Origin of the sequence: Flavobacterium tructae (assembly GCF_001853485.1) — a bacterium.
GTDB lineage: Bacteria > Bacteroidota > Bacteroidia > Flavobacteriales > Flavobacteriaceae > Flavobacterium > Flavobacterium tructae.
Genome location: NZ_MIKE01000006.1, coordinates 23,221 through 48,655 on the forward strand (window position 1 = coordinate 23,221; position 25,435 = coordinate 48,655).

At 30.8% G+C, this 25,435-nt stretch carries 18 protein-coding genes; 13 read left to right on the plus strand and 5 right to left on the minus strand.

The genetic code is table 11. The annotated features are described in order from the left end of the window. Positions 1 to 43 precede the first annotated feature (43 nt). Positions 44 to 619, minus strand: coding sequence for a Crp/Fnr family transcriptional regulator (locus tag BHE19_RS01865; RefSeq protein WP_070905718.1), 576 nt, complete (start codon positions 617 to 619; stop codon positions 44 to 46). A 790-nt stretch (positions 620 to 1,409) separates the two neighbouring features. On the opposite strand from BHE19_RS01865, the gene BHE19_RS01870 reads away from it, so the two are divergent. The 6 genes from BHE19_RS01870 (at position 1,410) to BHE19_RS01895 (ending at position 9,531) form a co-directional block, all read left to right on the plus strand. Beyond that, the gene (locus BHE19_RS01870) at positions 1,410 to 2,711 is read left to right on the plus strand and encodes a sensor histidine kinase (RefSeq protein WP_233431347.1); all 1,302 of its coding nucleotides are present in this window, start codon (positions 1,410 to 1,412) and stop codon (positions 2,709 to 2,711) included. A gap of 638 nt (positions 2,712 to 3,349) precedes the next feature. Further along, a complete protein-coding gene (locus BHE19_RS01875) occupies positions 3,350 to 3,763 on the plus strand; it encodes a response regulator (protein WP_070905719.1) in 414 nt (137 codons plus the stop codon). Between the two features lie 285 nt (positions 3,764 to 4,048). After that, on the plus strand, positions 4,049 to 7,045 hold the full coding sequence (locus BHE19_RS01880) for a PAS domain S-box protein (RefSeq protein WP_070905720.1): 2,997 nt from the start codon (positions 4,049 to 4,051) through the stop codon (positions 7,043 to 7,045). A gap of 5 nt (positions 7,046 to 7,050) precedes the next feature. Further along, positions 7,051 to 8,184, plus strand: a complete 1,134-nt coding sequence (locus BHE19_RS01885; protein ID WP_070905721.1) for an FIST signal transduction protein — start codon at positions 7,051 to 7,053, stop codon at positions 8,182 to 8,184. Next, positions 8,184 to 9,224: a sensor histidine kinase gene (locus BHE19_RS01890; protein ID WP_070905722.1), complete on the plus strand. Its 1,041-nt coding sequence runs from the start codon at positions 8,184 to 8,186 to the stop codon at positions 9,222 to 9,224. The genes BHE19_RS01885 and BHE19_RS01890 overlap by 1 nt, the downstream gene beginning before the upstream one ends. Continuing rightward, a complete protein-coding gene (locus BHE19_RS01895; protein WP_070905723.1) occupies positions 9,211 to 9,531 on the plus strand; it encodes a histidine kinase in 321 nt (106 codons plus the stop codon). The genes BHE19_RS01890 and BHE19_RS01895 overlap by 14 nt, the downstream gene beginning before the upstream one ends. Positions 9,532 to 9,739: 208 nt before the next feature. Here BHE19_RS01895 and BHE19_RS01900 read toward each other — a convergent pair whose 3' ends face one another. Genes BHE19_RS01900 through BHE19_RS01910 form a run of 3 tightly spaced genes read right to left on the minus strand, consistent with a single transcriptional unit; the run spans position 9,740 to position 13,298 of the window. Continuing rightward, positions 9,740 to 10,912: a response regulator gene (locus tag BHE19_RS01900; protein ID WP_070905724.1), complete on the minus strand. Its 1,173-nt coding sequence runs from the start codon at positions 10,910 to 10,912 to the stop codon at positions 9,740 to 9,742. A gap of 16 nt (positions 10,913 to 10,928) precedes the next feature. Next, positions 10,929 to 12,095, minus strand: a complete 1,167-nt coding sequence (locus BHE19_RS01905) for a glycosyltransferase (protein WP_070905725.1) — start codon at positions 12,093 to 12,095, stop codon at positions 10,929 to 10,931. Between the two features lie 12 nt (positions 12,096 to 12,107). Next, positions 12,108 to 13,298 carry an MATE family efflux transporter gene (locus tag BHE19_RS01910; RefSeq protein WP_070905726.1) on the minus strand — a complete coding sequence of 397 codons (1,191 nt, stop codon included), beginning with the start codon at positions 13,296 to 13,298 and terminating at the stop codon, positions 12,108 to 12,110. A gap of 589 nt (positions 13,299 to 13,887) precedes the next feature. On the opposite strand from BHE19_RS01910, the gene BHE19_RS01915 reads away from it, so the two are divergent. The 4 genes from BHE19_RS01915 (at position 13,888) to BHE19_RS01930 (ending at position 22,108) form a co-directional block, all read left to right on the plus strand. Continuing rightward, complete coding sequence (locus tag BHE19_RS01915; protein WP_070905727.1) at positions 13,888 to 16,980, plus strand: hypothetical protein; 3,093 nt, start codon at positions 13,888 to 13,890, stop codon at positions 16,978 to 16,980. After that, the gene (locus tag BHE19_RS01920; protein WP_070905728.1) at positions 16,980 to 18,209 is read left to right on the plus strand and encodes an Ig-like domain-containing protein; all 1,230 of its coding nucleotides are present in this window, start codon (positions 16,980 to 16,982) and stop codon (positions 18,207 to 18,209) included. The genes BHE19_RS01915 and BHE19_RS01920 overlap by 1 nt, the downstream gene beginning before the upstream one ends. After that, positions 18,196 to 19,749, plus strand: coding sequence for a cellulase family glycosylhydrolase (locus tag BHE19_RS01925; protein ID WP_089059971.1), 1,554 nt, complete (start codon positions 18,196 to 18,198; stop codon positions 19,747 to 19,749). The genes BHE19_RS01920 and BHE19_RS01925 overlap by 14 nt, the downstream gene beginning before the upstream one ends. Positions 19,750 to 20,029: 280 nt before the next feature. Then, the gene (locus BHE19_RS01930; protein WP_070905729.1) at positions 20,030 to 22,108 is read left to right on the plus strand and encodes a tetratricopeptide repeat protein; all 2,079 of its coding nucleotides are present in this window, start codon (positions 20,030 to 20,032) and stop codon (positions 22,106 to 22,108) included. A 47-nt stretch (positions 22,109 to 22,155) separates the two neighbouring features. Here the strand turns inward: BHE19_RS01930 and BHE19_RS01935 are convergent, their stop codons facing one another. Beyond that, entirely contained in the window at positions 22,156 to 22,863 is a 708-nt protein-coding gene (locus BHE19_RS01935; protein WP_070905730.1) for a LytR/AlgR family response regulator transcription factor, read from the minus strand. Between the two features lie 225 nt (positions 22,864 to 23,088). Here BHE19_RS01935 and BHE19_RS01940 point away from each other — a divergent pair, with 225 nt between their 5' ends. The 3 genes from BHE19_RS01940 to BHE19_RS01945 form a co-directional block, all read left to right on the plus strand. Then, positions 23,089 to 23,337: a hypothetical protein gene (locus BHE19_RS01940; RefSeq protein ID WP_070905731.1), complete on the plus strand. Its 249-nt coding sequence runs from the start codon at positions 23,089 to 23,091 to the stop codon at positions 23,335 to 23,337. Further along, positions 23,316 to 23,417, plus strand: coding sequence for a hypothetical protein (locus BHE19_RS23055; protein WP_165607898.1), 102 nt, complete (start codon positions 23,316 to 23,318; stop codon positions 23,415 to 23,417). The genes BHE19_RS01940 and BHE19_RS23055 overlap by 22 nt, the downstream gene beginning before the upstream one ends. A gap of 256 nt (positions 23,418 to 23,673) precedes the next feature. Next, positions 23,674 to 25,435: DUF11 domain-containing protein (locus BHE19_RS01945; RefSeq protein WP_131799982.1), on the plus strand; the 1,762-nt coding region annotated here is incomplete at its 3' end.

Genomic DNA, 25,435 nt, shown 5'->3' on the forward strand with positions numbered 1-25,435 from the left:
TAGCAAAATTGCAGTACATTTCACTGCTTGGCATTGACAAATGTCAAGAAATAGAAATTTCTTTTCTTACCCTGCTCAATGTTTCCGGAGTAATGCCCAAATAACTTGCGATATGTAGTTGTGGAACTCTTTGGACAATTTTTTTTTCATATTTTTCAATAAAATATAGATACTTCTCTTTTGCTGATTTCGACTGTAAGTAAATCATCCTTTCTAATACACATAAATAGTTTTGTTCTGCTAAAATTTTTCCAAATTTTTCAAATTTAGGATAGCTTTCGTATAGATTGTTTAATTGTTCAAATGTAATTGAATACAATGTACTTGACTCAAGAGCTTCTAAATATTGGATTGATGGTGTTTGTGTGATATAGCTAGAAAAGGAAGTTATAAATTGTCCATTACAAGCAAAATAGGTATTTATTTCTTTCCCATCAGATAAGAAGTAAGTTCTCAATAAACCTGATTTTACAAAATATAGCTTTGAAACTTTTTGATTAATCTTTATAATTATGGTATTTGTTTTAATCTCTTCTACCTCCAATTTAGATTTAATTAAGTCAAACTCTTCATCAGCCAAACTCATAAATTGACTTAAACTTTGTCGAATATCATTCATTAATTTTTATTCTTTATTATTTTTTTACTTCCGTCTAATATATGTGTAACTAAACAAACGTTAATTATAAAATCTTAATTGATAACTCGTTTTCAGTTCTTTAGGTTCAAGATTTATTATTTTATTCTTTTTTGTACCTGAATTATTCATCATTTAAAGATTTAATCCTTTTTTCGTGCAATTTGGCTAGTCAATTTAAGATAGTCTGGTTAAATATTTTTTTATTTCTAAGAACACACATTAGCCTAATGGTAGAGACAAATCTATAAAATCTATATCAAACTGAAAGATATCTGGTGTTATTTATATTGTACTGGTAGATAAATTTGGCCATACAGTAGATTTTCTTTTGACCAGAAAAAGACAGAGAATGAGTACTCAGTTGTTTCTAATTAAAGCAATTAGTCATAACTACAAACCAGAGTAATAAACATTGATAAAAGTGATTGTAATACTGCCGCTATCAAAGTTTATAACAAACGCTCATTCACAAAGATTAAGATTCGACAGTGTAAAATATCTCAATAATATCGTTGAGTAGGACTATCGTTTTATAAAATGGAGGGTACAAAATGGTTTGGGTTTCAAAAATTTTGAATCTGCGAAAAGAACCTTGGGTGGGATCGAGGTTATACATATGTTGAGAAAGAATCAGATGTTTAAGCCTGAAAAAATTATGTTTAAATCATTTTGCAAATTGGCTGCATAATTTTCGGACCTCTGATTTTTCTTAGATTTATATTGCGGATGTGACAGAATCTTATTAAAACATCGGATTTTAACTTTAGGAATGTCAAAATTATTTAAAACTTTTCTTATTTTTATAAAAAAAATAGGATATGTTTTAGTTTTAATTGAAAATAAAAATCTGTCTAATATGTATAAACCTGAAGTTCCTAAAAATGAAGCTTTTAGATTCGAAGCATTAAGCAGTTATAATATACTAGATACCCTCCCAGAAGAAGAGTATGATTCCTTAACCAAAATAGCGGCCCAAATTTGTGACGCCCCTATTGCATTGGTAACATTAATAGATCAGAATCGACAATGGTTCAAATCACATCATGGTTTAGATGTAACCGAAACACCGAGAGATTTTGCTTTTTGTGCACATGCAATAAATACGCCTAATGAACTTTTTATTATTCCAGATGCCTCTAAAGACCAAAGATTTCATGATAATCCATTAAGTATAAATGCTCCGAACGTAATATTTTATGCAGGTGCTCCTTTAAACACCAAGGACGGTTATTCATTAGGTACTCTCTGTGTTATTGATAGCAAACCAAGAGAAGGTCTTACATATAGTCAGCAAGAATCATTAAAGGCATTGGCAAACCAAGTGATTTCTCTATTTGAACTTCATAAAAAAAATAAATTTTTGGAAGATTTGAATGATGAGATTATGAAAAAAAATATACGGTTGAGCCAATTTGCTCATCGTCTTAGTCATGATTTAAAAGTTCCAATTCGAGGTGTAAATTCGTTATTAATTTTTATAAAAGAAGATTATAATACACTCATCAAAAACACAGAGATAGAGGCCTGGATTGATTTGATTTATTCTAGAAATGAATACATGGATTTCTTGATTAATGGCATTTTAGAATATACGAAAGTTAGTAACGATCAAATTCATTTTGAAGATTTTAATGTCGAAAGTATTATTCAATATATAGTTGATAATGGTGCTTTATATGTTCCAACTTATATTCACTATAGGAATTGTAATACCATAATAAGGCATTCAAAAATAGGTTTTGTTCAAATTATTCAAAATCTTTTATCAAATACAGTAAAACATACTGATAAACAGGAATGTAATGTTTGGATATCACTAACAGAAAATGAAACTAGTTGTTTTTTTGTCTATGAAGATGATGGACCAGGCATACCAGAAGAATACTGGGAAAAAGTATTTGAATTATTTGAAACGGTTAGTTCAAAATATGAGAAGAATGCCGGTATTGGCTTGTCAACAATAAAAGCCATAATAGATAGAGTAGGAGGTACTATCTATTTGAAGAATAGAGAAGCCAATAAAAAAGGTGCTTGTTTTTGTTTTACTTTACCCAAAGAGTACAACTGCTAAATTCTATACAGATCATAAAAGATTAGGATGGAATTTTTGTCGCAACGTTTTATGCGTCTATAATAAGCATTTATGTTTTTTTCTTTAATGAAAGTAGAATAGAAAATGTTTTTGTAGTAGAAAAATAGCACTTCACTAGAATTACATCACCTTTACTGATTTTAATTGGCATAAAAACTTAGGGATTTTGGAAAAAAAGGGGTGTCATATTTTTGGTACTTAGGAAGTTTTTTTTGAAAAGGTAGGCGATTTCAAAATTGATTTTTGTAAAGAAAAAGTCAACAAAAAATGGCAACGTAATTCTGGAAGTTGCTGCAATAATGGAACAATATTTTAGACGAGTTCACAAAAAGATCTTGTTTGATATTCTAACTTGTTATAATTAATATCGGTTTTGGTACTTATAAAATTTCAAAAATGATATTCAATCACTATTGAGTGCGAAAAAATATTGAGGTTTAAAATTGTTTTAATTTTATTTTTATAATGGATTACCTGCATAAATACTATTCACCGACACTTTTTTTCCAGTTGTCTACACTTTGTTATGATTTGACGAAAAAGAATCTTTACTCTTACGTTAATGAAATACATTTGAAATTGAATAAGTATGCATTAAAATTTAAATAATAAGAAAAATGGCAAAATCATTAAATATACTATTAATAGAAGATGATGTAATTGAAGTGATGAAATTCAATAGAGTGCTAAAAAGTTTAGAACTCAATCATCGAATCATCGAAGCAGATAATGGTGAGGAAGCGGTTAATGTATTGAAAATGAAAGAAATAATTCCGGATATTATTGTTTTAGACCTCAATATGCCTAAATTAAACGGAATCGAGTTTTTGACTATCTTAAAAGCGGATGATGTGTTAAAATACATACCAGCAATTATCTTAACGACTTCTAACAATCATAGGGATGTTATGGAGTGTTATAAAATAGGTATTGCGGGCTATGTTTTAAAACCACTTAAATATGAGGATTATGTAGATAGAATAAAAAAACTACTTGATTATTGGAGTACAAATGAATTAATTTCGCAGTAAAAAAATATCACGATTTTTTAAATTTAGTCTTATAGAAAAAAAAATAACGTTTTTTGTTAATCTGCTTTTTTTTAATTGAAAACGATTTGAAATTTAAATATTTAATATTTTAATAAAAATAGCACTCCTGAAGTACAATTCTGGTAAAAACGAGTAATTAGAATTTGAGGTCGTTTTAGTAGTTGGCTTAGCTGTTTTCTGGTGTTAAAAACATTCCAAATAGGATAGTGTTGCGAGGATTAGATTATGTACAAATAAAATTTTAAAATTAAAGGAGGTAGAGGTATGGAAAATTCTCAATTTCATTTTGATAGTGAGACATTCAATAGGTTTTTCCCTTTTTATGTTCTGCTCGATCAAAACTTACTTATCCAAGATAGAGGTAGAAGTTTAATCAAAATTCTTCCTGACTTAAAAAGCAATGACTATTTTTTGTATTCATTTGCCATCACCAAACCATTTTTGGAAGAGCTAAACAGTGACAACTTTTATAAGATCACAAATCAATTGGTCATAATCAAATCACTCAGGAATGAAATCTTGCTCCGAGGGCAATTTGAAAAATATGGTAATGGCTATTTGTTTTTAGGCAGTAATTGGCTTACTTCTGATAAAAATTTTGAAGAAAAAAAACTCTCTCTTTATGATTTTGCTCAGCACGATGCATCATTAGATTTATTTGATTTAATGTACAATCGTGATAAGTCTGATGCCGCATTACAAAAGTCTTTGACTATAATACATCACGAGGAAAATGAATTAAAAGTGGACAATAAGGAAATTGATGATAGAGAACTATTTCCTACTCAAAATCAGGATCTATTAATTCGGATTGATTTTGAGGGGCATTTATTAAAAATGAATCCAGCAACTCAGAATTTAAAAAGACTTACATACCATGGAATTAATTATGAAATTAAGGATTTTTTCAAGTTCATCGTCCATAAAATAGATAAAACAAAAAAAAGATGGATGTTTGAAGCGGAGAGTAATGGTAAGTGTTACTCCTTTGTTTGTAAAAGTATGCAGGAACAGTACTATGTGAAGATCTATGGACGTGATATTACAGAACAAAAAAGAAATCATGAGGAGCTAAATAAGCTGTCCATGGTAGCAAAAACAAATAAAAATGGCATTTTATTTACATATCCGGATGGAAAGATATTTTGGTGTAATGATGCTTATCTTAAATTGACAGGATATGAGAAAGATGAAATTATTGGTAAAACACCTTTAGAGGTAGGTTCAGATCCTTTATCGGATAAAGAGGAAATCCGTAGAATGATCAGTGCTTTTTACGATGGAAATGCTTTTGAGGTAGAAATTTTGCATGCTAGAAAAAATGGAAGTACTTTTTGGTCTAAAACGGTCGGACAGCCCATTCTAGATCCCTCCAAAAAAGTGATTCAATATTTTGCAATGATTGAGGATATTTCAGAAGTCAAGCAAAAAGAAGAACAACTTTTATTACTGTCCTCGATAGCTGATAAAAATATAAGTGCAGTCATTATTTGTGACAAGTCAGGTAAAATAGAGTGGATCAATAGTAGTTTTACCAAAATGACTGGTTATTCTAAGGAAGAATTGATTGGTCAGAGTCCAGGTCATTTATTGCAAGGAGAAGCAACTAATCCAGACACCATTACCTATTTAAAAAATCAAATAAAACAAGGACTTCCTTTCACTTGTGAAATCTTAAATTATACAAAATTTAAAGAAAAATATTGGGTTAGAGTGCAGGGACAGGCACTGCATAACAAACACGGAGAAGTGATTAAGTATTTTGCTATTGAAGAAAATATAAGTCAGGAAAAAGAATTCAATCAACAGCTTATAGATTCTGAGAATCGTTTGACTTCGTTAATTACCAATCTTCAATCTGGTATTTTATTAGAAGATGAGGATAGAAAGGTTCTAATTGCCAATAAACGCTTTTGTGATTTATTTGATTTTAAAGGAGAACCAGAAGAGATGATAGGTTTTGATTCAAAAATGGCCACTGAGGAAAATAAATACTTTTTTAAAAGACCAGATGAGTTTATTGAAAGAGTTGAAGAAATTTTAAGAAACAAAAAAAATGTATTTTCTGAAGAAATTGAACTGGCCGATGGACGCGTGTATGAAAGAAGCTTTATTACTATATCTAAAGGGAACAAAAATGACGGTCATTTATGGAGCTTTGAAGACATTACAATTAAAAAAAAGTATAAAGAAAGCCTGGAAGCAGAAAAAGAAAAATATCGAAATATTATTGCCAATATGAATATGGGTTTATTGGAAGTAGATAAGGATGATATAATACAATTGGCTAATCAGTGCTTTTGTGATATGAGCGGTTTTTCTTTGATTGATTTGTTAGGCAACAAAGCATCTGAAATTTTGCTGCATCCTGAAGATAAAAAATTAGTTACTTTTAAAAATAAAGAGCGTATTAATGGGAAGTCAGATTCTTATGAAGTAGCCTCTATTAATAAGAAAGGAGAAACAAGGCATTGGCTAATTAGTGGTGCGCCCAATTACAATGTCAATGGTGAAGTAATTGGTTCAATAGGAATACATCTAGACATAACTAAACAAAAAAACCTGGAATTACAAAAAGAGGAGTTGCTTAAAAAATTAGAAAAACAGAATGAGCAGCTCAATGATTATGCTCAAATTGTATCACATGATTTAAAGTCACCGCTGCAAAGTATACATTCTCTGGTTACATGGATCAAAGAGGACAGTGATAAAGAGTTTAATGCACAAACAGTTAAATATCTCAATATGATAGAAGACAAAGTGGAGAAAATGGATCATTTGATTGAAGGAATTCTAACATATTCTAAAGTAGATGATATAGAAATGATTACTGAAAGCATCAATTTGAATCTTGAAATAAGTAAAATAATTGATATTATTCATATACCAAAAAACATTCAGGTTTTGGTAAAAAATGAACTGCCAACAATTAAGGCAGAACGATTTAGAATGCAACAATTGTTTTTAAATATTATAAGCAACGCGGTAAATTATATTGACAAGCCTCTGGGAATTATTGAAATAAGTTGGGAAGAGGAAAAAAAGTACTATGTTTTTGCAATTAAAGACAATGGACCCGGTATTGCTCTGAAGAATCAGGAAAAAATTTTTAAAATGTTTCAATCTTTTAGTTCTAATAAAAGATCAACAGGTATTGGATTGTCTATTGTAAAAAAAATAGTCAAAAATTACAACGGAAAAATTTGGATTGAAAGTGAACTTACTAAAGGTACAACCTTCTTTATTAAATTACCAAAATAGAAACTATGAAAATAATTCAAGCGTATAAAAAAAAGAATAAAAATTGGGAGTATCTGAAAAAGGAAGGGGAATTAAAAAATCCACTTGTACTTGTTTTCGGAAACAGAATGCAATTAGAACGTCTGGAAGTCATTGAAGCGATTAGAAAGGAGTTTCCTTACGAACATCTGGTATTTGGTTCTACAGCAGGCGAAATTATCGATGCAAATGTATTTGATGATTCTATCGTAGTTACTGCTATAGAGTTTGAAAAAAGCAGCTTTGAAATTAGAACGGATAATATTTTTAATTACAAAAAAAATGCGAATACTTTAGGGGATTCTCTTTATCAACAGATACCGAAAAAAAATTTAAAGCATTTATTTGTACTTTCAGAAGGAAGTTTCGTAAACGGAAGTTCGCTTATTGAGGGGTTTGAAAATTGTATTCAAAATAAAGTTTCTATCTCGGGCGGTATGTGTGGAGATGACGCGAAATTTGAGAAAACGTTGGCTTCTTACAAAGAAAATCCAAAAGAAGGAGAAGTTGTTTTAATTGGATTTTATGGCGAGACTTTAGAAATTTCGTTTTCGAGTTTTGGAGGATGGAGCTCTTTTGGTCCCGAAAGAATTATTACCCGATCAGAAGCCAATGTATTGTATGAGATAGATGGACAACCTGCTTTGGATTTGTATAAAAAATACTTAGGAGACAAAGCCAATCAGTTGCCGCAAGCTTCTTTGTTGTACCCTTTAAACGTTACTCCTGAAGGCAAATTGCAAGCTGTTGTTCGTACCATTTTAAATATTAATAATGATGATCAGTCCATGATTTTAGCTGGAGATGCGCCCGAGAATGCCAAAGTACAGCTCATGATGGCTTCAGTAGATGCTATCGCAGAGGGAGCATCTCAAGCGGCCATTTTAGCAATGAAAAATAGAAAGAATCACCCACAACTTGCTTTACTAGTAAGTTGTGTGGGAAGAAAATTAGTTATGAATCAAAGGGTTGAAGAGGAAATAGAGCACGTTCAGGAAATAATAGGAAATAAAGTAGCGATTACTGGGTTTTACTCTTATGGCGAAATGGCTCCATTTAGCGATAATACTTTTTGCGAGTTGCATAACCAAACAATGACTTTAACTCTAATCAGTGAATAATGAATACGCTACTAAAAAGGCAAATTGTCAAATTTATAAACCCTGAGCATTTAAAAGATTTAAAGTATTTTTTGCAGGCAGTCAATGAATCTTATGATAATCATGAGGATCAGATGAGTATGTTTCAACGTGCGATGAAAATTAGTTCCGATGAGCTTTTTGAAGCCAATAAAAAACTGCGAGAGGAAGCTAATAGTTTAAAAGAAATAAATTCAAATTTGACAGAGATTTTAAATTCTATGAATTTGGATGCCGAAAAATTGGGTAATGAAAAAGATTTTAATCAGTCTGATTTCTTAAAAAAGCAATCCATAGAAATTGTGGCAATGAACAAGCAAAGAGAAGAATTGTTGTTAAGTTTAGAGAACCAAAATAGAGAACTTAACGAGTATGCTCATGTAGTTTCTCACGATTTAAAAGCGCCACTCAGGAATATAGATACTCTTATTAATTGGGTTCTTGAGGATAATAAAGACCTAATGAGGCAAAGTTGTTTAAGTTCGCTTAATCAGGTATTACTTAATGTGGAAAAAATGGATTTGCTCATCAAAGGAATTTTAGATTATTCTACTGTAGACAAAGTAGAATCAGAAGAAAGGTTAATTGACTTTAATCTGGTGATTGACGAAATTAAGAGAGAAATTCATACTCCGAAAAATATTAAAATTTCAATAATTAATGATTTACCAAAAATAAAGGGAAATAGCTGGCGATTCAAGCAATTAATGCAAAATTTAATTGAAAATAGTATTCACTATAACAATAAGGCTCAAGGTCAAATTGAAATTGGCTGTACAGAAAAAGAGCAGGATTTTGAATTTTATATCAAAGACAATGGGGTAGGGATTGCTGAAAAATACCACGGCAAAATTTTTAAAATATTCACGAAATTAGAAAATAACAATCAAAATTCAGGAGTAGGGCTTTCTATAGTTAACAAAATTATAGAGTACTATAAAGGTTCGATCCGGCTTGAAAGTAAAGAAAACATTGGAACAACATTTTATTTTACCTTACCTAAAAACTATGGAGGAGCCTAATTTAAATTATATTGACCAACTTTGTGCAGAAGACGATGAGTTTAAGCAAAAAATTATTACTATTATTAAAAAAGAACTTCCGCTTGAAATAACCGCATACTATAAAAGTATCGAAAGCAAGAATTACAAACTTGCCTCAGAGGTTATTCATAAATTAAAACATAAAATATCTATTTTAGGTCTTGAAAAAAGCTACGATCTTGCACAAGAATATGAAAATCATTTATTAAAAAATGGCACATTTGAATCTGAAGGTGAATTTGCACGTATTTTACAGTTAATGCAAAGTTTTGTAAACGACTTGTAAAAAAACATAGTTTTCTAATGGTATATTTATTATTAGCGGTTAAATAAATAGATGTATTATTATACCTTGCATTCTTATATATATATTATGTAAAAAAACATGATAAAAAATAATCTTTAACTGTTTGTAATTAACACATTTCTCTAATAAAAAAAACTCAAAGCAAGTTTTTTTTGACTTGCTCTATATAGTATTGGTTGTAGTTTTTTTACCTGTAATGGAGTGCAATCTGGCCAATTTGCCCCATAATTTTTACTGAATCTTTAAATGATAATTTAGAACCATCCATATGAATCCATCTATTTAAAGGTTTCTCTAAAATTAATTCCTGAGTTTTTGCAGAACCATATATTTTTTTCATTCTCATGAAAATCTCTACATCAAAAATCCATTTTGTTACAAATTTTTCACTAAAAGTTTTTTCTATAATTTCTTTTGTCATTATTTTGGCTCCACATTGTGTATCATTAATTTTCATTCCAAGAATCTTTATGATAATATAATTTATGGTTTTACTGATCAGTACTCTTGCAGATTGTTTGGTAATGTCAGCTCCCATTCTTGAAATTCTCGAACCAAAAACTAATTTGTATTTAGAGTTATAGATAGTATCTGCCAAATCTTGAAAATCATCAAAATTGGTAGACAAATCGGCATCTAAAAAACCGATATAATCAAATTGATTTTGCTTAGCTAAGTGTAACATTCCGAGGCGAACAGCTTCAGCTTTTCCACCATTTTTTATGCAATCATATACACTAATATATTCTTCTTTCCCTTTTGTTAATTCATTTAAAACTGCTAATGTATTGTCTTTACTTCCGTCGTTCACAAAACACAAATGGTATCCTAAATTTTTATGTACAAAAGACTTAAATTCATCACTAGACAAACGGTTTTCTTCGTTATAGCACGGAATAACAACTCCAATACATTTGTTTTGGATATATCGCTCTTTCGAATTGGTTTTTTCTGTAACACTTTTTTCAATAGTAGAGCCAATTAACCTTTTTACTCTTGCGCCAATTTCGCTTAAACTCAAAGGCTTCTTCATGTAGTCATCAATGCCTAAATCAAAAGCTTTTATAATGACTTCTTCATCAGTATTACCAGATAGTACCATTACAGGTGTGCCGTCTTTTTTGATTTGCTTGATATATTTGACGACCTCCAAACCAGATCCACTTTCGTTCAAAGATTCCGCATTAGAAAGGTTAGACATATTAATGTCAACAATAATTAAATTTGGTTTTTCACTGTCATATCTTGCAATGGCATCCATTATATTGTCTGCACTGATAACTTCATATCCTGAACTGCTTAGTAATTTTTCTAAAGACAACAAAACCAATTGCTGATCATCTACTATTAGTATTTTCATAATATTCAATTTAAGTTTATTGTATTGATTTGAAACATTCTATATACATCATTATAATTTTATCCATTGAATGGGCACTCGCAGCCTGAAAATTCGCAATAGCTAATTCTTTTCTATAGGCATCGTTTGAAATAATTTTTTCGATGGCTACAGCTAAAGATTCTGCACTTTCGGGATTAAAAAATTCTCCTTTATACCCTTCATCTTTAATTAGCAAGGCCAAATCGCCCAAGTCAGGCATGATAACTGCTTTGCCATAGCTGCCCGCTTGGTGCAACACTCCAGAACTACCAGTAGTAGATGTATAAGGGAAAACCACAATTGTACTATCAGTAAAGATTCTTTCTACATCATTTTCATCAACATATCCGGTAAAAATAATTCCTTCAACATTTTTATATTTTTCTTGTAACGCCTCTAAATATCCAGCTGTGTTTGGACTATTTGTTCCAGCAATCACTACCTCTAATTTTTCTGGATTTGTTTTTCGAACAATTTCAACTGCTTCAATTAAAATTTCAACTTTTTTATAAGTTCCAAATTTTCCAAATGCCATAATTTGTTTGGGTCCGGATTTAATTTCAAAATTTGGATTTTTGACCGATTCGAATGTTCCATGTGGTATTAGTATTACATTTTGGCTATGGTATTTAACATTTAAAACATCCACATATTTATGAATAGTTACAGCAACTCTATTGGCTTTCAAAATGCATCTGGTAATGTTAGTTCCAATAAAATTATAAATCTTCTGCATGGATTTATTTTCTGTGAATCCCGCTTTTTTCAGATCAACCTGTTCTAATATATTGTGCAATAAAACCACTGTTTTATATCCAAAAAATCTCAAAATCATAGGTAACAATAATCCCAAGGCAGAAGGTATTTTTTTATCTCCAAATTTTACAAACTGAAGATTAAATAAAATTACATCTGGTTGTTCTTGTCGAACTGCATTAAGAATAGAAAAAATAGTGGTGTAACTGTTAAATCTCCAACATTCTTTAACTTTAACTTTTTCTTTTTGGTCAAAGTCTAATTGTTTCGCTTCAAGTGTTTTATCCGATAATAAAATTAATTCGGCTATTTCTGAGTTGTGAACAAAGTTTTTTACCAAATGATAACCATATTCATTTAGTGTAACTTTACTTGGTGGAAATGCAGTGACTAGAGCTACTTTCATGTTTTAAAAATGTTACTTTTTATTGTTATTAAAAAAGAAAAAAAACAGTTGAAATAATAATAATGCTGTCATCGCGATGATTTGCATAACAACGATCTGTTCGATTGAATTATGATAGAGGACGATCAGAATTATTTGTGTAAGCCCCAGAAAGGCTGATATTATAACAGGTACATACTTATTTATAGAAAGAAAATAGTAAGTAAAAATATTTGCAATGGCAAAAATTGAAGTAGCCAATGCATATTTCCAAAGCAAGAAAGCAATGGGTAGGTATTTCTTGCCAAACATCAATTGCACTACAATTTCGGGAAATAAGAGTGTACCTAAAACAATTATAGTAGACAAGCAAACAATATATAAAACATATTTTAACAGAATTGGAAGTGTATCTTCTCCTTTTTTTTTTAAATGTATTACTTTAGGTAAAAGGAGCATTACAAACATCCAGGCAACAAAATATACAACCCGGCCTATTAATGCTAAAGAAGCATATAAGCCCGCTTTTTCATTATCAAAATAATGTTTAACCAACATAATATCACTATTGTTAATGATAATTTGCGTTAATTCATAGAAGGCTGTTAGAGCAAAAAATGTAATAATGGATTTTTTATCTAAATTATTACTTAGAGTTTTGTTGTTTTTGCAGTAAATTATTTTTTGAAAAGGAATCAAACCAAAGGCAAAAGAAATTAAAATTCCTAGTGAGATAATAATAGAAGATTGGATTTGAGGTAAAAAGTAGAGCAACAAAAGTGTCACAATCAAACGACATAACATCTCAAAGTAGTAAGTTTTTGACAAATTTCTCAGATCATTTTTTCCCTGGTATAAACCTCTATTAATACTCATTATAAAATAGATTGGAAGTCCCAAACCAAACAAAATGAACATTAATGAGGTTTTGGTTTTAAAAATTTCCTGTAATTGAGTACTGAATACGGCTACTATACATCCTAGTATTACACCGAATAACATTGCATACTTAAAAATAAATTTTAAAAAGAAATGCGATTGAGTTACTGAGAGTAAAACGGTATATTTAGTAGCAGTAACCTGAAATGTAATTCCAATAAAAGATAATACTAAGAGCAAAGTTATTAAGATTGCAGCATCAGCAAATCCAGAAGGTCCAAGTATTCTTCCTAATAGCAGATTGTACAAATAATTGCCTGCATTTACAAATAAAATTGTAAGCATGAAAAAATTCTCCGCAGTGATCTTTCTATATGTAGTTTTAATATTCAATTCAAGTGTATTGTAATAAATAATAAAAATAATATTTTAAAGGGCTGATTCTTACAAACAAATATAATAAAAATAAGAAAATTTTAACAAGAGTAACAAAGAAATTTATTAGGATAAATTCCCTCTTTTTAACAATTAACTAAATCAACATATTTATTATGAATTGTAATTTTGAAATTTAACTGTAATTTAAATCAATGCCAAGACATAGATTTAAACAAACAAGGTTATGTAATGCTGTCTTTTTCTAAACCTAAAGCCAATTTGAAAACCTATTTAAAAAAAACTTCAACTTTATTTGATATAATTTATTGAATTATATTTTTATAAAATAATATCACAGTAAATGTTCTCATTCTGTTAATAATTACCTTTAGATCATTATTCTGATATAATATTGGTGCTTTTGTATGTTTTTTTTTGATATTTTAGATGTTTGTAAGTATTTCTTTTGATGAAAGGATATCTGTACAGTTATATTGTTTTCTTCTATAGAGCGATATCGATGTATTTACAAAACAATAATCTAAAATAAAAGCGATTGAGAGAGACTTCTAATAAATATTTGATAGTAGCCTTACTTTTTGGATTAACTTTCCATGGCAGCGCTATTTTTTTTACTTTGGAAAGTACTTACGACGCTTTAATTCATATTTTTTTCGGAAATCATTATGCCCACAGTTGGTTTGAACCTTGGAATTATAGTTGGTATACGGGTTTTAATGTGATGAGTTACCCTCCATTAGTACATCAGGTCATTGGATTACTTTCTTTAATTGGAGGTTTGAAATTTGGTATGTTTACTGTGGCTATTGTTGGAATTATTTTATTCATTACAGGAGCTTTTAGATTTTCACTTTTAATAAGTGGAAATCGAGCTGTTGCAGGTTATTCAGCTATTCTGGCAGTTGTTTCTTCTTCTTTTATTGAAACATTGCATATTTTTGGACAGTTACCCAGTATTATTGGAATTTCCGTTTTGATGCATGCACTTCCAGAGATTTATCTTTTTATTAAAACAGGAAAAAAAAAATATTACTTCACATCTCTGTCTTTGATGGCTGTAACTGTTTGTTCGCATCATGTTACACCTTTATTCGGGATGGTGTTTTTCGTTTTGCCTTTAATCGGAATGATAGTAATGGATACCGCTCGTGGAAATGTCAATTCCTTTAAGCAAATCACTTTCAAAATATTCTGCAAAACATTTCTGTCACTATTAAAACGTATTATTCTTTTCTGTGGTAGTGCCGTTTTTCTGTTGGTATTTTGTATACTGCCTTATTGGATTAATTCTAAAGCCAATCCCATTACTCAGGTTCCTATTCCGCATGGGAGTCGTGATAATTTTATAGAAGTAACCTCATCCGGGTTGATGTTCTTCTTAATACCTTGGGGAATATTACTTTTTATATTGCCTTATATATTTTATAGATATTACAGTAAAAGGTATATTTTTTTCGGGTTATCCTTAACCTTGCTAACTGTTTTAGGAACTGGTGGCACAACTCCAATTCCGTTAGCAATTTTAGGAAAAAATGCTTTTAATATCCTAACCTTAGATCGCTTTACACTTTGGGCTTCTATAATGAGTTTGCCTTTTTTTGGTGAGTTTGTTTACCGATTAGTTGAAGGTGACTTAAGAACGGCTTTGCAAGTAAAATTTGGCAGTGTTTATCGCAGAATTATAGGTGGATTATTTGCCGGTTGCTTTTTGTTTTTTGCTGTTTTTACTATGACTTTAGGGTATTTTAGACCCTTTCAGCCACAAAAAATTAACTTTTTGCCAATTGTCAATTTCTTAAATCAGGATCAGCACGATCACTGGAGGTTTTTGCCATTAGGTTTTGGTGATCAGATGGCCTACTTGTCGACACAAACAAAGGCAATGACGGTTGATGGAAATTACCATTCGGCAAGAAGATTACCAGAATTGACTTCTCGTGCAGTAGAACGGTTGGAAAACTCCAAATTCAGGGGACTTGAAGGTATTGGTTCATTGCAGCAATTTCTAACTGTTCCTGAAAAATACAATTTGAAATATGTTTTTTCTAACGATAAATTCTACGATCCAATACTCTATTTCTGCGGTTGGCATCGATTATCACAATTAGAAAATGGTATTATGGTATGGGAAAAACTAAATGTGCATCCATTGTCTAAAATTCTTCCAAAAGATGATGTACCAATCTATTTGAAATTGATGTGGGGAGTTATTCCAATGTTAACCATTCTTGTGGCTTTTATGCTTAATGTTCAGATGATTTGGCTTCAGGCCTTAAAAATAAAGCCTTTAGAAAAACCTTCTTTCAATAAGTTTGGAATTATTTATGCTAATTTTCCAACACCGATGGTAAAATTTCTACACGTTTGGACAGTAATTTTACTTCTAATTATAAGTTTTGGAGTATATCGAATTTACATTAAGAATGCTACGCAGATTAGTCCAGAAAATGTTGTAAAAGCATATTATGATGCTTTAGATTTTAAGTTTTACGATAAGGCACACTCTTATGTCGTTCCTAATAAAGAATACTCGGTGGCTCAGTTTATGCTGGAAATTTCTGTTTCTGATGGAGTTCTTAATTCTTACGCGAAGTTAGATGCTATCGAAACTAAAATTATCCAGCAAAATAAAGACAAAGCCCGAGTAAGCGCTGTAACCAAATGGGTTACACCATTAGAACTTATTGAAAAAAAGTACATACATGATGTTCAGAAAATAAAAGGGAAATGGTTTATTATTCGGGATAAAAAAGATAGCGATATTCCTCCGGACGAATTTATTTCAGACAATGTTAATTCGTATTACAAGCAAGGGAGACGAGAGATTACTACCCAACAGACCTATCATGAAGATGTGTTGCGCCAACCAGATTTAGAAATTGTATCGGCAAGTTTGGTAAAAATTAATAATCAATATATCGTAATTGGTGAAGTTCAAAATATAGATAATGTTCCTGCAGATGTGGTCTTGAAAGCTACTTTGTATGATAAAGATTATAAATCAATTGCCGTATTTAACGCTAAGTATACTATTAAACATAAGTTAATGCCAAAAGAGGTCACAAGTTTTAAGGTGAATTTTGAAGATATTGCGTGGTTAAAGCCAACTGATGTAAAACCAACTACTTTTAACCCTGATGAATTTACGCCAAAGGAATTGAAAAATATTCCCACAACATTTGATATTCAAAGTGCTGGAAATGTGGCAACCACCGACTTGTATAATTCGGTTGCTATTTCAGATTTACTGATAGATGATAACCAAATCAAAGGAACTTTATTCAATTACGGAATTCAGGAAGTAACCATCCCTGAGCTTTTAATTTCGTATTACAATGACAGAAAAGAATTAGTTTATGTTGATCATCAGTTTATAAAAGAGGGAGTTCGCATTCAGCGTAAGCAATATTTTGCGTATAAATTGCCTAAGGATTTGAAGCCTTGTATCATAAAATCTTCTACAGAAAATTGTTTTGTAAATGGTTTAAAATCAAAAGATCTTGGACGTGTTATAATTCCAGTACGAAATAGCAGACAAGAAAGTGCACAAATGCAAAAAGTTAAAGGACATAGAGGGTATTCGTTTATTAAAATTGAAATCAATAATTACATTGGAAATCCTAGATAATGAAGTATAAAATATCTATATTTAGTTTTTGTTTGTTTACTATATTATTGGTCTCAGTCACTTTAATGCCTAAAAAGCAAACAGGTACTATTGTATTAATTACACAGCAAAAGACCTTTATAGCGGGTGACAAAATAATTTTAGATTTTAAGGGAAATTCGTCAAATAAACCGAAGTTATTTCTAATTCATTCTTTAGGAAAAACACTTTTAGATGGTACGATAAAAAATGATAAATTGACTTTTATCCTTCCTAGAATTTATGCTGAAAAAGCAGGCCATATTGATTGGTTTTTGGCAGTAAACGGAGAAAATAAACTACATGGAAATTTTGAAATTTTGCCCAACAACGGTACCAAAACCAATATCGAAAATTATTTAGGTCCACCAAGTACGTTAGTAGGGGATGATCATTTTGTAATGTACGTTACGATTCCTACTGATGACTTTGATAATCCAAAACCTGAAAATACTCTCGTAATTTTTAGAAGTCAGTTTTTGAATGCAATTACAACTCAAACAGTAAAAACGAAAGACCTTATTGCTTGGAAAATAATTAAGGCCCCTACAAAATCTGGAATCGTTTTGGTTTCTGCTCAATGTAATGCCACAATTACTAAAGAATTTGACGCTGTAATTTTTGCTGGAATTGCTACAAATTTTATGATTTCATTTATTAGAAATCATCAATTTGCAGATGGAAATCAAATTACTACCTTAAAAACCACTATCATTAAAGATAAATTTGGTAATGTTGTAAGCGACGGAACGATGGTGTCATTTATAATTTCTACCACTGGCGGTATGGTTTTAAAATCATTTGGCACAACAATAAACGGAATTGCAACTGCTCAGATTTTGCATCCTGATCACCAGGATGTTTATACCGTAAAAGCTTATGTAGCGGGAATAGCAGAAAGTAATTCTATAGCAATTAACTATATGCCGATCAATCCAAAAATTGAATTTGGATTTTCAAAAGATAATCGTACTATAATAGTCGGTCCATTGCGTAGTTTTATGAATCAGTTAGTTCCAGATGGAATTAAAGTGAGTCTAAAAGTATATCATCATAATCAACTCATAGCGACTTTGCAAGAAGATAGTGAAAAAGGTTATGCCGTTTTTACTATTTCATCTGAATACTATAAAGAAAAAAAATATTCATTTGAAATTTCAACCTTAGGAAGCAGTGAAAAAGTAGAAGAAAAAAAATATGATAGTAATTAACAATAAAAATAATTATCGGTCAATTTTAATAATTTCATTTATTGCAATTAATGTTTTGGTATTATTTGGTATTAGTGAAATTTTAGGTTACTTAAATTCTGGAGCAGATAGAAGCTCTATGCTGCATCTGGAAAAAGAGACCTCAAATACATATTTACCGAAAGTAACTTGGGAAACTTTAAAAAATCAAGGTAGAACAATGGAAGCTCAAACCATTCGGAAAATTGAGGAGCATTATTTGTTTTCTTATGTAATAAAAAATAATGCTCTCAAAAACAATATCAACGATGGAATTGAAGATTATTTTACAGAAAGTACGAGGAGGCAATTAGAGCAGGTTATTTCCTATAATAAGACCAGAAAAATTTCAATCCGCAGTACAACAATAGAACATCATGCATCCTTAGATTTTTATAGCGAAGACGGACAACAAGTCGTTTTTACCGATAAAAATGTAGTTGAATTTCAAAATATCTATCAGGATAATAAGCTTATAGCTTCTGTTCGGGACACTGCAAATTATAAGGTTTTAATGCTGCTGGAAGATGGTTTTTGGCGCATTCGGCATTATGTTCGGATGCAAAAAGAAAAGAGTTTGGTTGCTGTAGAATTAAATAAAAAGATATACACGGTAAAAGGTAATGAAATTTTAAAAAATGGTGTTCCCTATATCATAAAAGGGATTAATTATTATCCTAAAAATTCTGCCTGGGATATGTTTGGAAATAAATTTAACAGAGATACAATAGCTGCTGATTTTGAAATTATTACGAAAGCAAAACTCAATACGATCAGGATTTTTGTTCCTTATGAAGAATTTGGCAAAGCAGAGATTCCACAAGAAAAATTAGACAAGTTAAAAATAGTTTTAGACTTGGCAGAAGAAAAAAAACTAGCTGTAATTGTGACATTATTTGATTTTTATGGAGATTATTCTCCAGAGAGCTGGACTTTAACGCATCGCCATGCAGAGAAAATCGTAACTATTTTTAAGGATTGTAAAAATATTATTGCTTGGGATATTAAAAACGAGCCTGATTTAGATTTTCAATTGCATGGGGAACAAAATGTAAAACCCTGGCTGGAACAAATGATTGTAACAGTCAAAAAATTCGATCCTAATCATTTGGTTACTGTTGGATATTCTAATATTGAATCGGGAGAGATACTAAAAGATAAGGTAGATTTTGTATCGTATCATTATTATGAAGATAGCTCGCTTTTTGAAGACAAGCTTGCTGTTTTAGAAAAAGCAACCAAGAAGCCTTTGGTAGTACAAGAATTTGGGCTTTCATCTAATCGTGGACTTTGGAGTTGGTTTGGTAATTCAAAAAATGTTCAGGCCAATTATCATAAAAAGATGCAATCTATATTCAAAAAGAAAAAACTTGCATTTGTGTCCTGGACTTTATATGATTTTCCAGAAGTTCCGGATAAAGTTGCTGGAAAATGGCCGTGGATCAAAAACAAACAAAAACAGTTTGGATTTATAGATTCAGAAGGAAAAAAGAAACCTTCTTTCCTGTATATAAATAATTGATTTTAGAAAAAGGCAAAAGTCTAACAGAAAAAAGCAATGTACTTATGGAAGTAATTGGAACAGTGCTGACAAAAATCAAAAAAATGATTTTAATCTGCCATCTTGCTACTTTATCTGTTATCCATAATTAATTTATTCTTTTGTTTCTTATTTCTGACGCAAATACACATTGCTTATAAGATTTTTTTTTTTTTTTTTTATATTGATATGCAGTTTATTGTGGACGAATAATCAATGTTTATACTTAACTTGCAGTTAATTACAAATTATATGTTATAAAATGAACATTAAAAAGGAAATAGTCTTGTTTTTTTGCTTTCTCCTTGGATTATCAATTCAAGCACAAGATATGCAGGAGGGTTTTACCAATTTAGAGAAAGGGGAATTTGCCCAAGCTGAAATTTTTTTCAGCAAAATCTTAAAGACATATCCAGATAATAAAACGGCAAAGCTATGTTTCGGCAGAGCTGTCGGTTTAAATTCAAGTCCTGAAAAAGCTACAGTGATTTTTTCTGAACTGCTAAAAACGTATCCCGATGATTTTGAAATCCAACTGAATTATGCTGAATGCATGTTATGGAATAAAAAATTTTCTGATGCAAAACCTTATTACCTTGGTCTGATAGCAAAGTATCCCGAAAGTTTTCCGGCTTTGTTAGGATATGCAAATACTTTGTCTAATTTGAAAGAATATAAGGAAGCTTTAGTATATGTAAATAAAGCTTTGGCAGTTTCTGCTAAAAATCCAAATGCCTTGGTTTCTAAGAAATACATACGAATGGGATATGCCAATCAATTTGTACAGCAAGAAGATTATGATAGCGCACTTTATTTATTAGATGAAAATTTTGAGGATTTTCCAAAAGACAAGGAAACATTAATGAATAAAGTTAATATTTATTTAATGACTAAAGATGAAAAAAATGCAACCAAGATATATCAAGAATTAGCAGTAACAAAAAAGGACAGTTTGTTTTCTCTGAATGGATTATCATTGGTTGCACATATCGCTGAAAGAGATAGCGAAGCTTTATCTATAGCTGAACAAGCATTAAAAAAAAGCCAGCATATTGAGGATGCAAAATTACAAAATCAAACAAAAGAGCGATATGTTCAGGCATTAATTTGGAATAAAAAGTACAAAGAAGCAGCCATAAAAATTAAGGAATACCAAACTGGTAATCCCAATGAAAATTGGGTATTTGCCCTTTCTGCAACTTTAGGAATGTATCGTAGTGATTTTAAAGAAAGTATTACAGATTACCAAAATATATTGGCCAACGATGCAAAATCATTCGATGGAAACTTAGGAATATCGAATGCTTACTTTGCAAATGGCGAACCATTAAAAGCTTATAAAGCAGTTGATATAACCTTAAAAATTTTTGAAAACCAAAAAGATGCTGTCGGATTTCTAAAAAAAATAAATGAAAATTTTACACCAAGTGTAGAAGAGAAGTTAAGTTATTCATTTGATAATGGAAAGAACGAAGCCTACGCAACTAATACAGTTTTTAATTTTCCAATATCTACAAAATGGACATTTTTAGGAAAGTACCAATACAGAAAAACCGAAAATACAGTAACTAAAAATTCGGCAACCTCTAATGACTTTGAGTTAGGCGCACAGTGGCAATTTCATCCCAAAATAAATTTTTATGTTTTACTAGGTTTTAGTAATGCACAATCTTTCGTTAGTAGGTATAGTCAATTATTAGCAGATGTGTTTTTCAAAATAAAGCCGTTAAAATTGCAAGATTTAGAAGTGGGTTACAAGCGAGATATACAGAACTTCAATGCTGATCTGGTAAGTAGAGAGATAACAGCTGATAATTTTTATTTCAATTATAATATTGGCACTAACTTCAAATTAGGATGGTTTACACAATATTTTTACAGCACACAAAGTGATAATAACAAGCGAAACTTATTATTTACCTCATTATATTATAATTTTTTATCAAAACCAATTTTGAAAGCTGGATTTAACTATCAATTTATTGCATTTCAAAAACAAGTACCGATAATTTATTTTAGTCCAAGTAAATTTAATGCTTATGAGATCTTTATTGATTTTTTGAAAGATGAAAGGTCGACTGAAAGCAATACTATCTTTTACACACTAAGTGCCGCAACAGGATTTCAATACATTGAAAATGATGCCAAGCAATCGACTTATCGGGTGCAAGCTAAATTTGGTTATAAATTTTCGGATCGTTTTTTGGTTAATTTTTATGGTGTTAAAAGTAATATTGCGTCTGCTACGGCTGCTGGATTTCAATATACAGAAGTAGGTTTGCGTCTTAGATGGATGTTGACATCTAAACCCTTATTCAAAGTCAAAAAAGACAAGGAGTAAAACCTTTTAACTATTAATAAACAAGTAGTACTATTTTTATTTAAAAGCTATAATAAATTCAAACGCTTCATCAAATCTGGTCGATTGGCACGACTTACAGGAATAACATCCTTACCGACTAAGACACTGTTGTCTTCAATGTCAATAATTTTTTTTGTGTTGATGATAAAGGAACGATGTACTTTCAAAAACAAATCTTTAGGTAATTTGTCTTCAATTTTTTTAAGTGTGGAGTGAACCACATAGTTTTTGTTTTCCGTCTTGATATGAATATAATCTCCCTTGGCTTCTACAATATTTACTAAAGCAAATTCAATTTTGATAAAACGACGATCAATATTAATATAAAATTCGTTTATATTATCTTCATTTATTCCTTTATTAATATTTTTTTTTTCAGATGATGGTGTCGTATTCGCTTTTTGAATTGCTTTTTGAAAACGATCTTCTGTAATAGGTTTCACTAAATAATCAATAATACATTCGTATTCAAAAGCTTCGATAGCAAAATTTTTATCAGAAGTTACCAGTATAATTTTGGGAGGATTTTTAATTGTTTGAATAAAATCGAAACCGGTAAAATCAGGCATATGGATATCCAGAAAAATCAAATCGACCTCATTCTGATTAAGATACTTTATGGCATTTATAGCATTTGAGAACTCTTGTAACACGTTTAACTGGGAGGTACTCTCAATCATTTTTCCCATGATGGCCCTTGCCATTTCTTCGTCATCAATAATAATGCAGTTCATAGTTTAAGACGATATTATAATAAACGCCCTTCGGAGGATTAAAAGTTATCACAAACCCAAATTGCAGCGTAGAACTATTTTTTTTTAATTTTCTTATGCATTAGCAAGATAATAACTTTTTTTAAGACCTAACATGGAAATTTTATATTTTAATTTTTTTATTATTCCAAAAGGAATTGTTAATAAAAGATTTTTTTTAGAAAGTTTCCCCAAAATGACAATTAAATGCTCTATTTGATTATAGTTACAGGAAGCTGTACTTTTTTAAATCGAGTAAAATTATTTTTATATTACATCAATATGCAAATTCTGACCGAGGAATCCAATATGCAAATAAAAAAAAATGCTGATGTATTTGACTTCTATAAAAATAGCACAAGAAGTATGGGCCGTAAAAGAGAAGGCTGGGATAATGCGGTTGCTGAAAGTTTTTTCAAATCTTTAAAAACGAATTGTTTTGCGGCAGTAAATTAATTTCTAGAGAACAGATGGGACTTGAAGTTTTTGAATACATCGAAATTTGGTACAATAAAAAAGAAGGCATTCGGCTTTGAACTTTAAAACAATTGAAGAATTTAATAAACTAACTGATTGTAAAAATGTAGTTTAATTTTTTCTCCGTTTTTTGTTTGTATATTCAGTTTTGGTTTACAAATTATTTTAATAGTTATATTTTATTTTTATAGATGTGACAAAACCTTTTTTCAGTTTGAGTGATAAAATTTATATTTAAATTAATAGAAATCAGCTTACAATAATGAAATGTAGTTTTAATTTTATATTTTCGCAACAAAGTTTAAACTAATTTTTATGTGTAAAAAATTACTATCACCCTTTGATGAGATAAGGAGAGCACTATTTATTTTTTTTCTACTCAATTCTTTCTTTTTGTATTCGCAGGCTACTATACTTACAAATCCAACTAATTCTCAAATTAATTCAGCACTTAATGGTCCAGGAATCGTTATCACTGGGGGGACTTTGAGTGGCGCTGCAGCTATTTCGACTGTAAGGTCTAATCAAGTTGCTACATTTACAAATGGAGTTGCGGGAGCAGGATTGGGGTTAACAAGTGGAGCTTATTTTTCTACTGGAAATGCACCATTTGAGTTAACAAATAGAAACACAGCTAATCAAAGTTCTTATAATCCAGCAGGTGCAACTACTCTTTCAGATCCTAATTTATCAACAATAGACGCAACAGCTACGCGAGATTTGATTTCTTACTCGTTTACAATTACATTGGGGCCTACTGTTTCTGGTCTTAAAATTGGATATCAATTTGGTTCTGAGGAATATCCTGATTATGTAGGATCAAGTTTTGACGATGCCTTTGGTTTTTTTATTACTGGCCCTGGCATTGCGGGTACATTAAATATGGCAACATTGCCAAATGGAAATGCAACATCAATTAATAAGGTGAATTCGGGAGTTCCTGGTTTTAGTGGTTTTCCACCTGTAGCGGCTTATGATGGTACGCAATCTGCTTTGTATACTAATAATGGACACACAACTACGATTTCAGGAGGTAGATATATTACAAATCCTCAACCTCAACCAGGTCCTTTTCCAGTTTTTGTAGAACTTAATGGTTTAACAAAATTGATAACTAGGAACGTAACAGGTTTAACTCCTGGAGCAACTTATACTTTTAAAATTGTTATTGCAGATGCTGGTGATTCATCATTAGATTCAGGTGTTTTTGTTGATTTAATTGAAGGTATAACAAATGCAGATTTAGGTGTAACAAAAGCAACAAGCAGCATGTCTCCGCAAGTTGGGTGTGGTGTTACATTTACATTAACAGCTAGTAATGCTGGACCTAGTAACTCAACAAATACAAAAGTTACAGATTTACTACCTTCGGGATATACATTTGTATCTGCTACGCCGTCTGTTGGAACTTATAATTCAATCAATGGTGTTTGGGATGTTGGGTTGTTAAATATTGGAGCTACACCGACTTTGTCGATAGTTGCTACAGTAAAGCCGTCGGGTGTTTATTTAAACACTGCAAGTATAGCATCGGCAGATATTATTGATATAAATGGAACAAATAATTCTTCTTCTGTAACCCCAGTCCCCACAGCTGCTGTTGTAGCAACTAATACAACAAGCACTGCAGCTATTTGCGAGAACAGTACTAAATCCTTATCAGCTACACCAGCAGGTGGTACCTGGTCAGTTGTTTCAGGAGGAGGGACGATTTCAGGAACTACTTATACACCGGCAGATGTTTCTTCTGATACTTCGGTAACAGTTCGTTATACTGTTGCAGCCAATGGCTCTTGTGCAGCGACAACATCAGACACTACATTTACTGTTAATGTATTTTCAGGAACAGCAACTAATACAACAAGCACTACAGCTATTTGTGAGAACAGTACCAAATCCTTATCAGCTACACCAGCAGGTGGTACCTGGTCAGTTGTTTCAGGAGGGGGAACGATTTCAGGAACTACTTATACACCGGCAGATGTTTCTTCTGATACTTCGGTAACAGTTCGTTATACTGTTGCAGCCAATGGCTCTTGTGCAGCGACAACATCAGACACTACATTTACTGTTAATG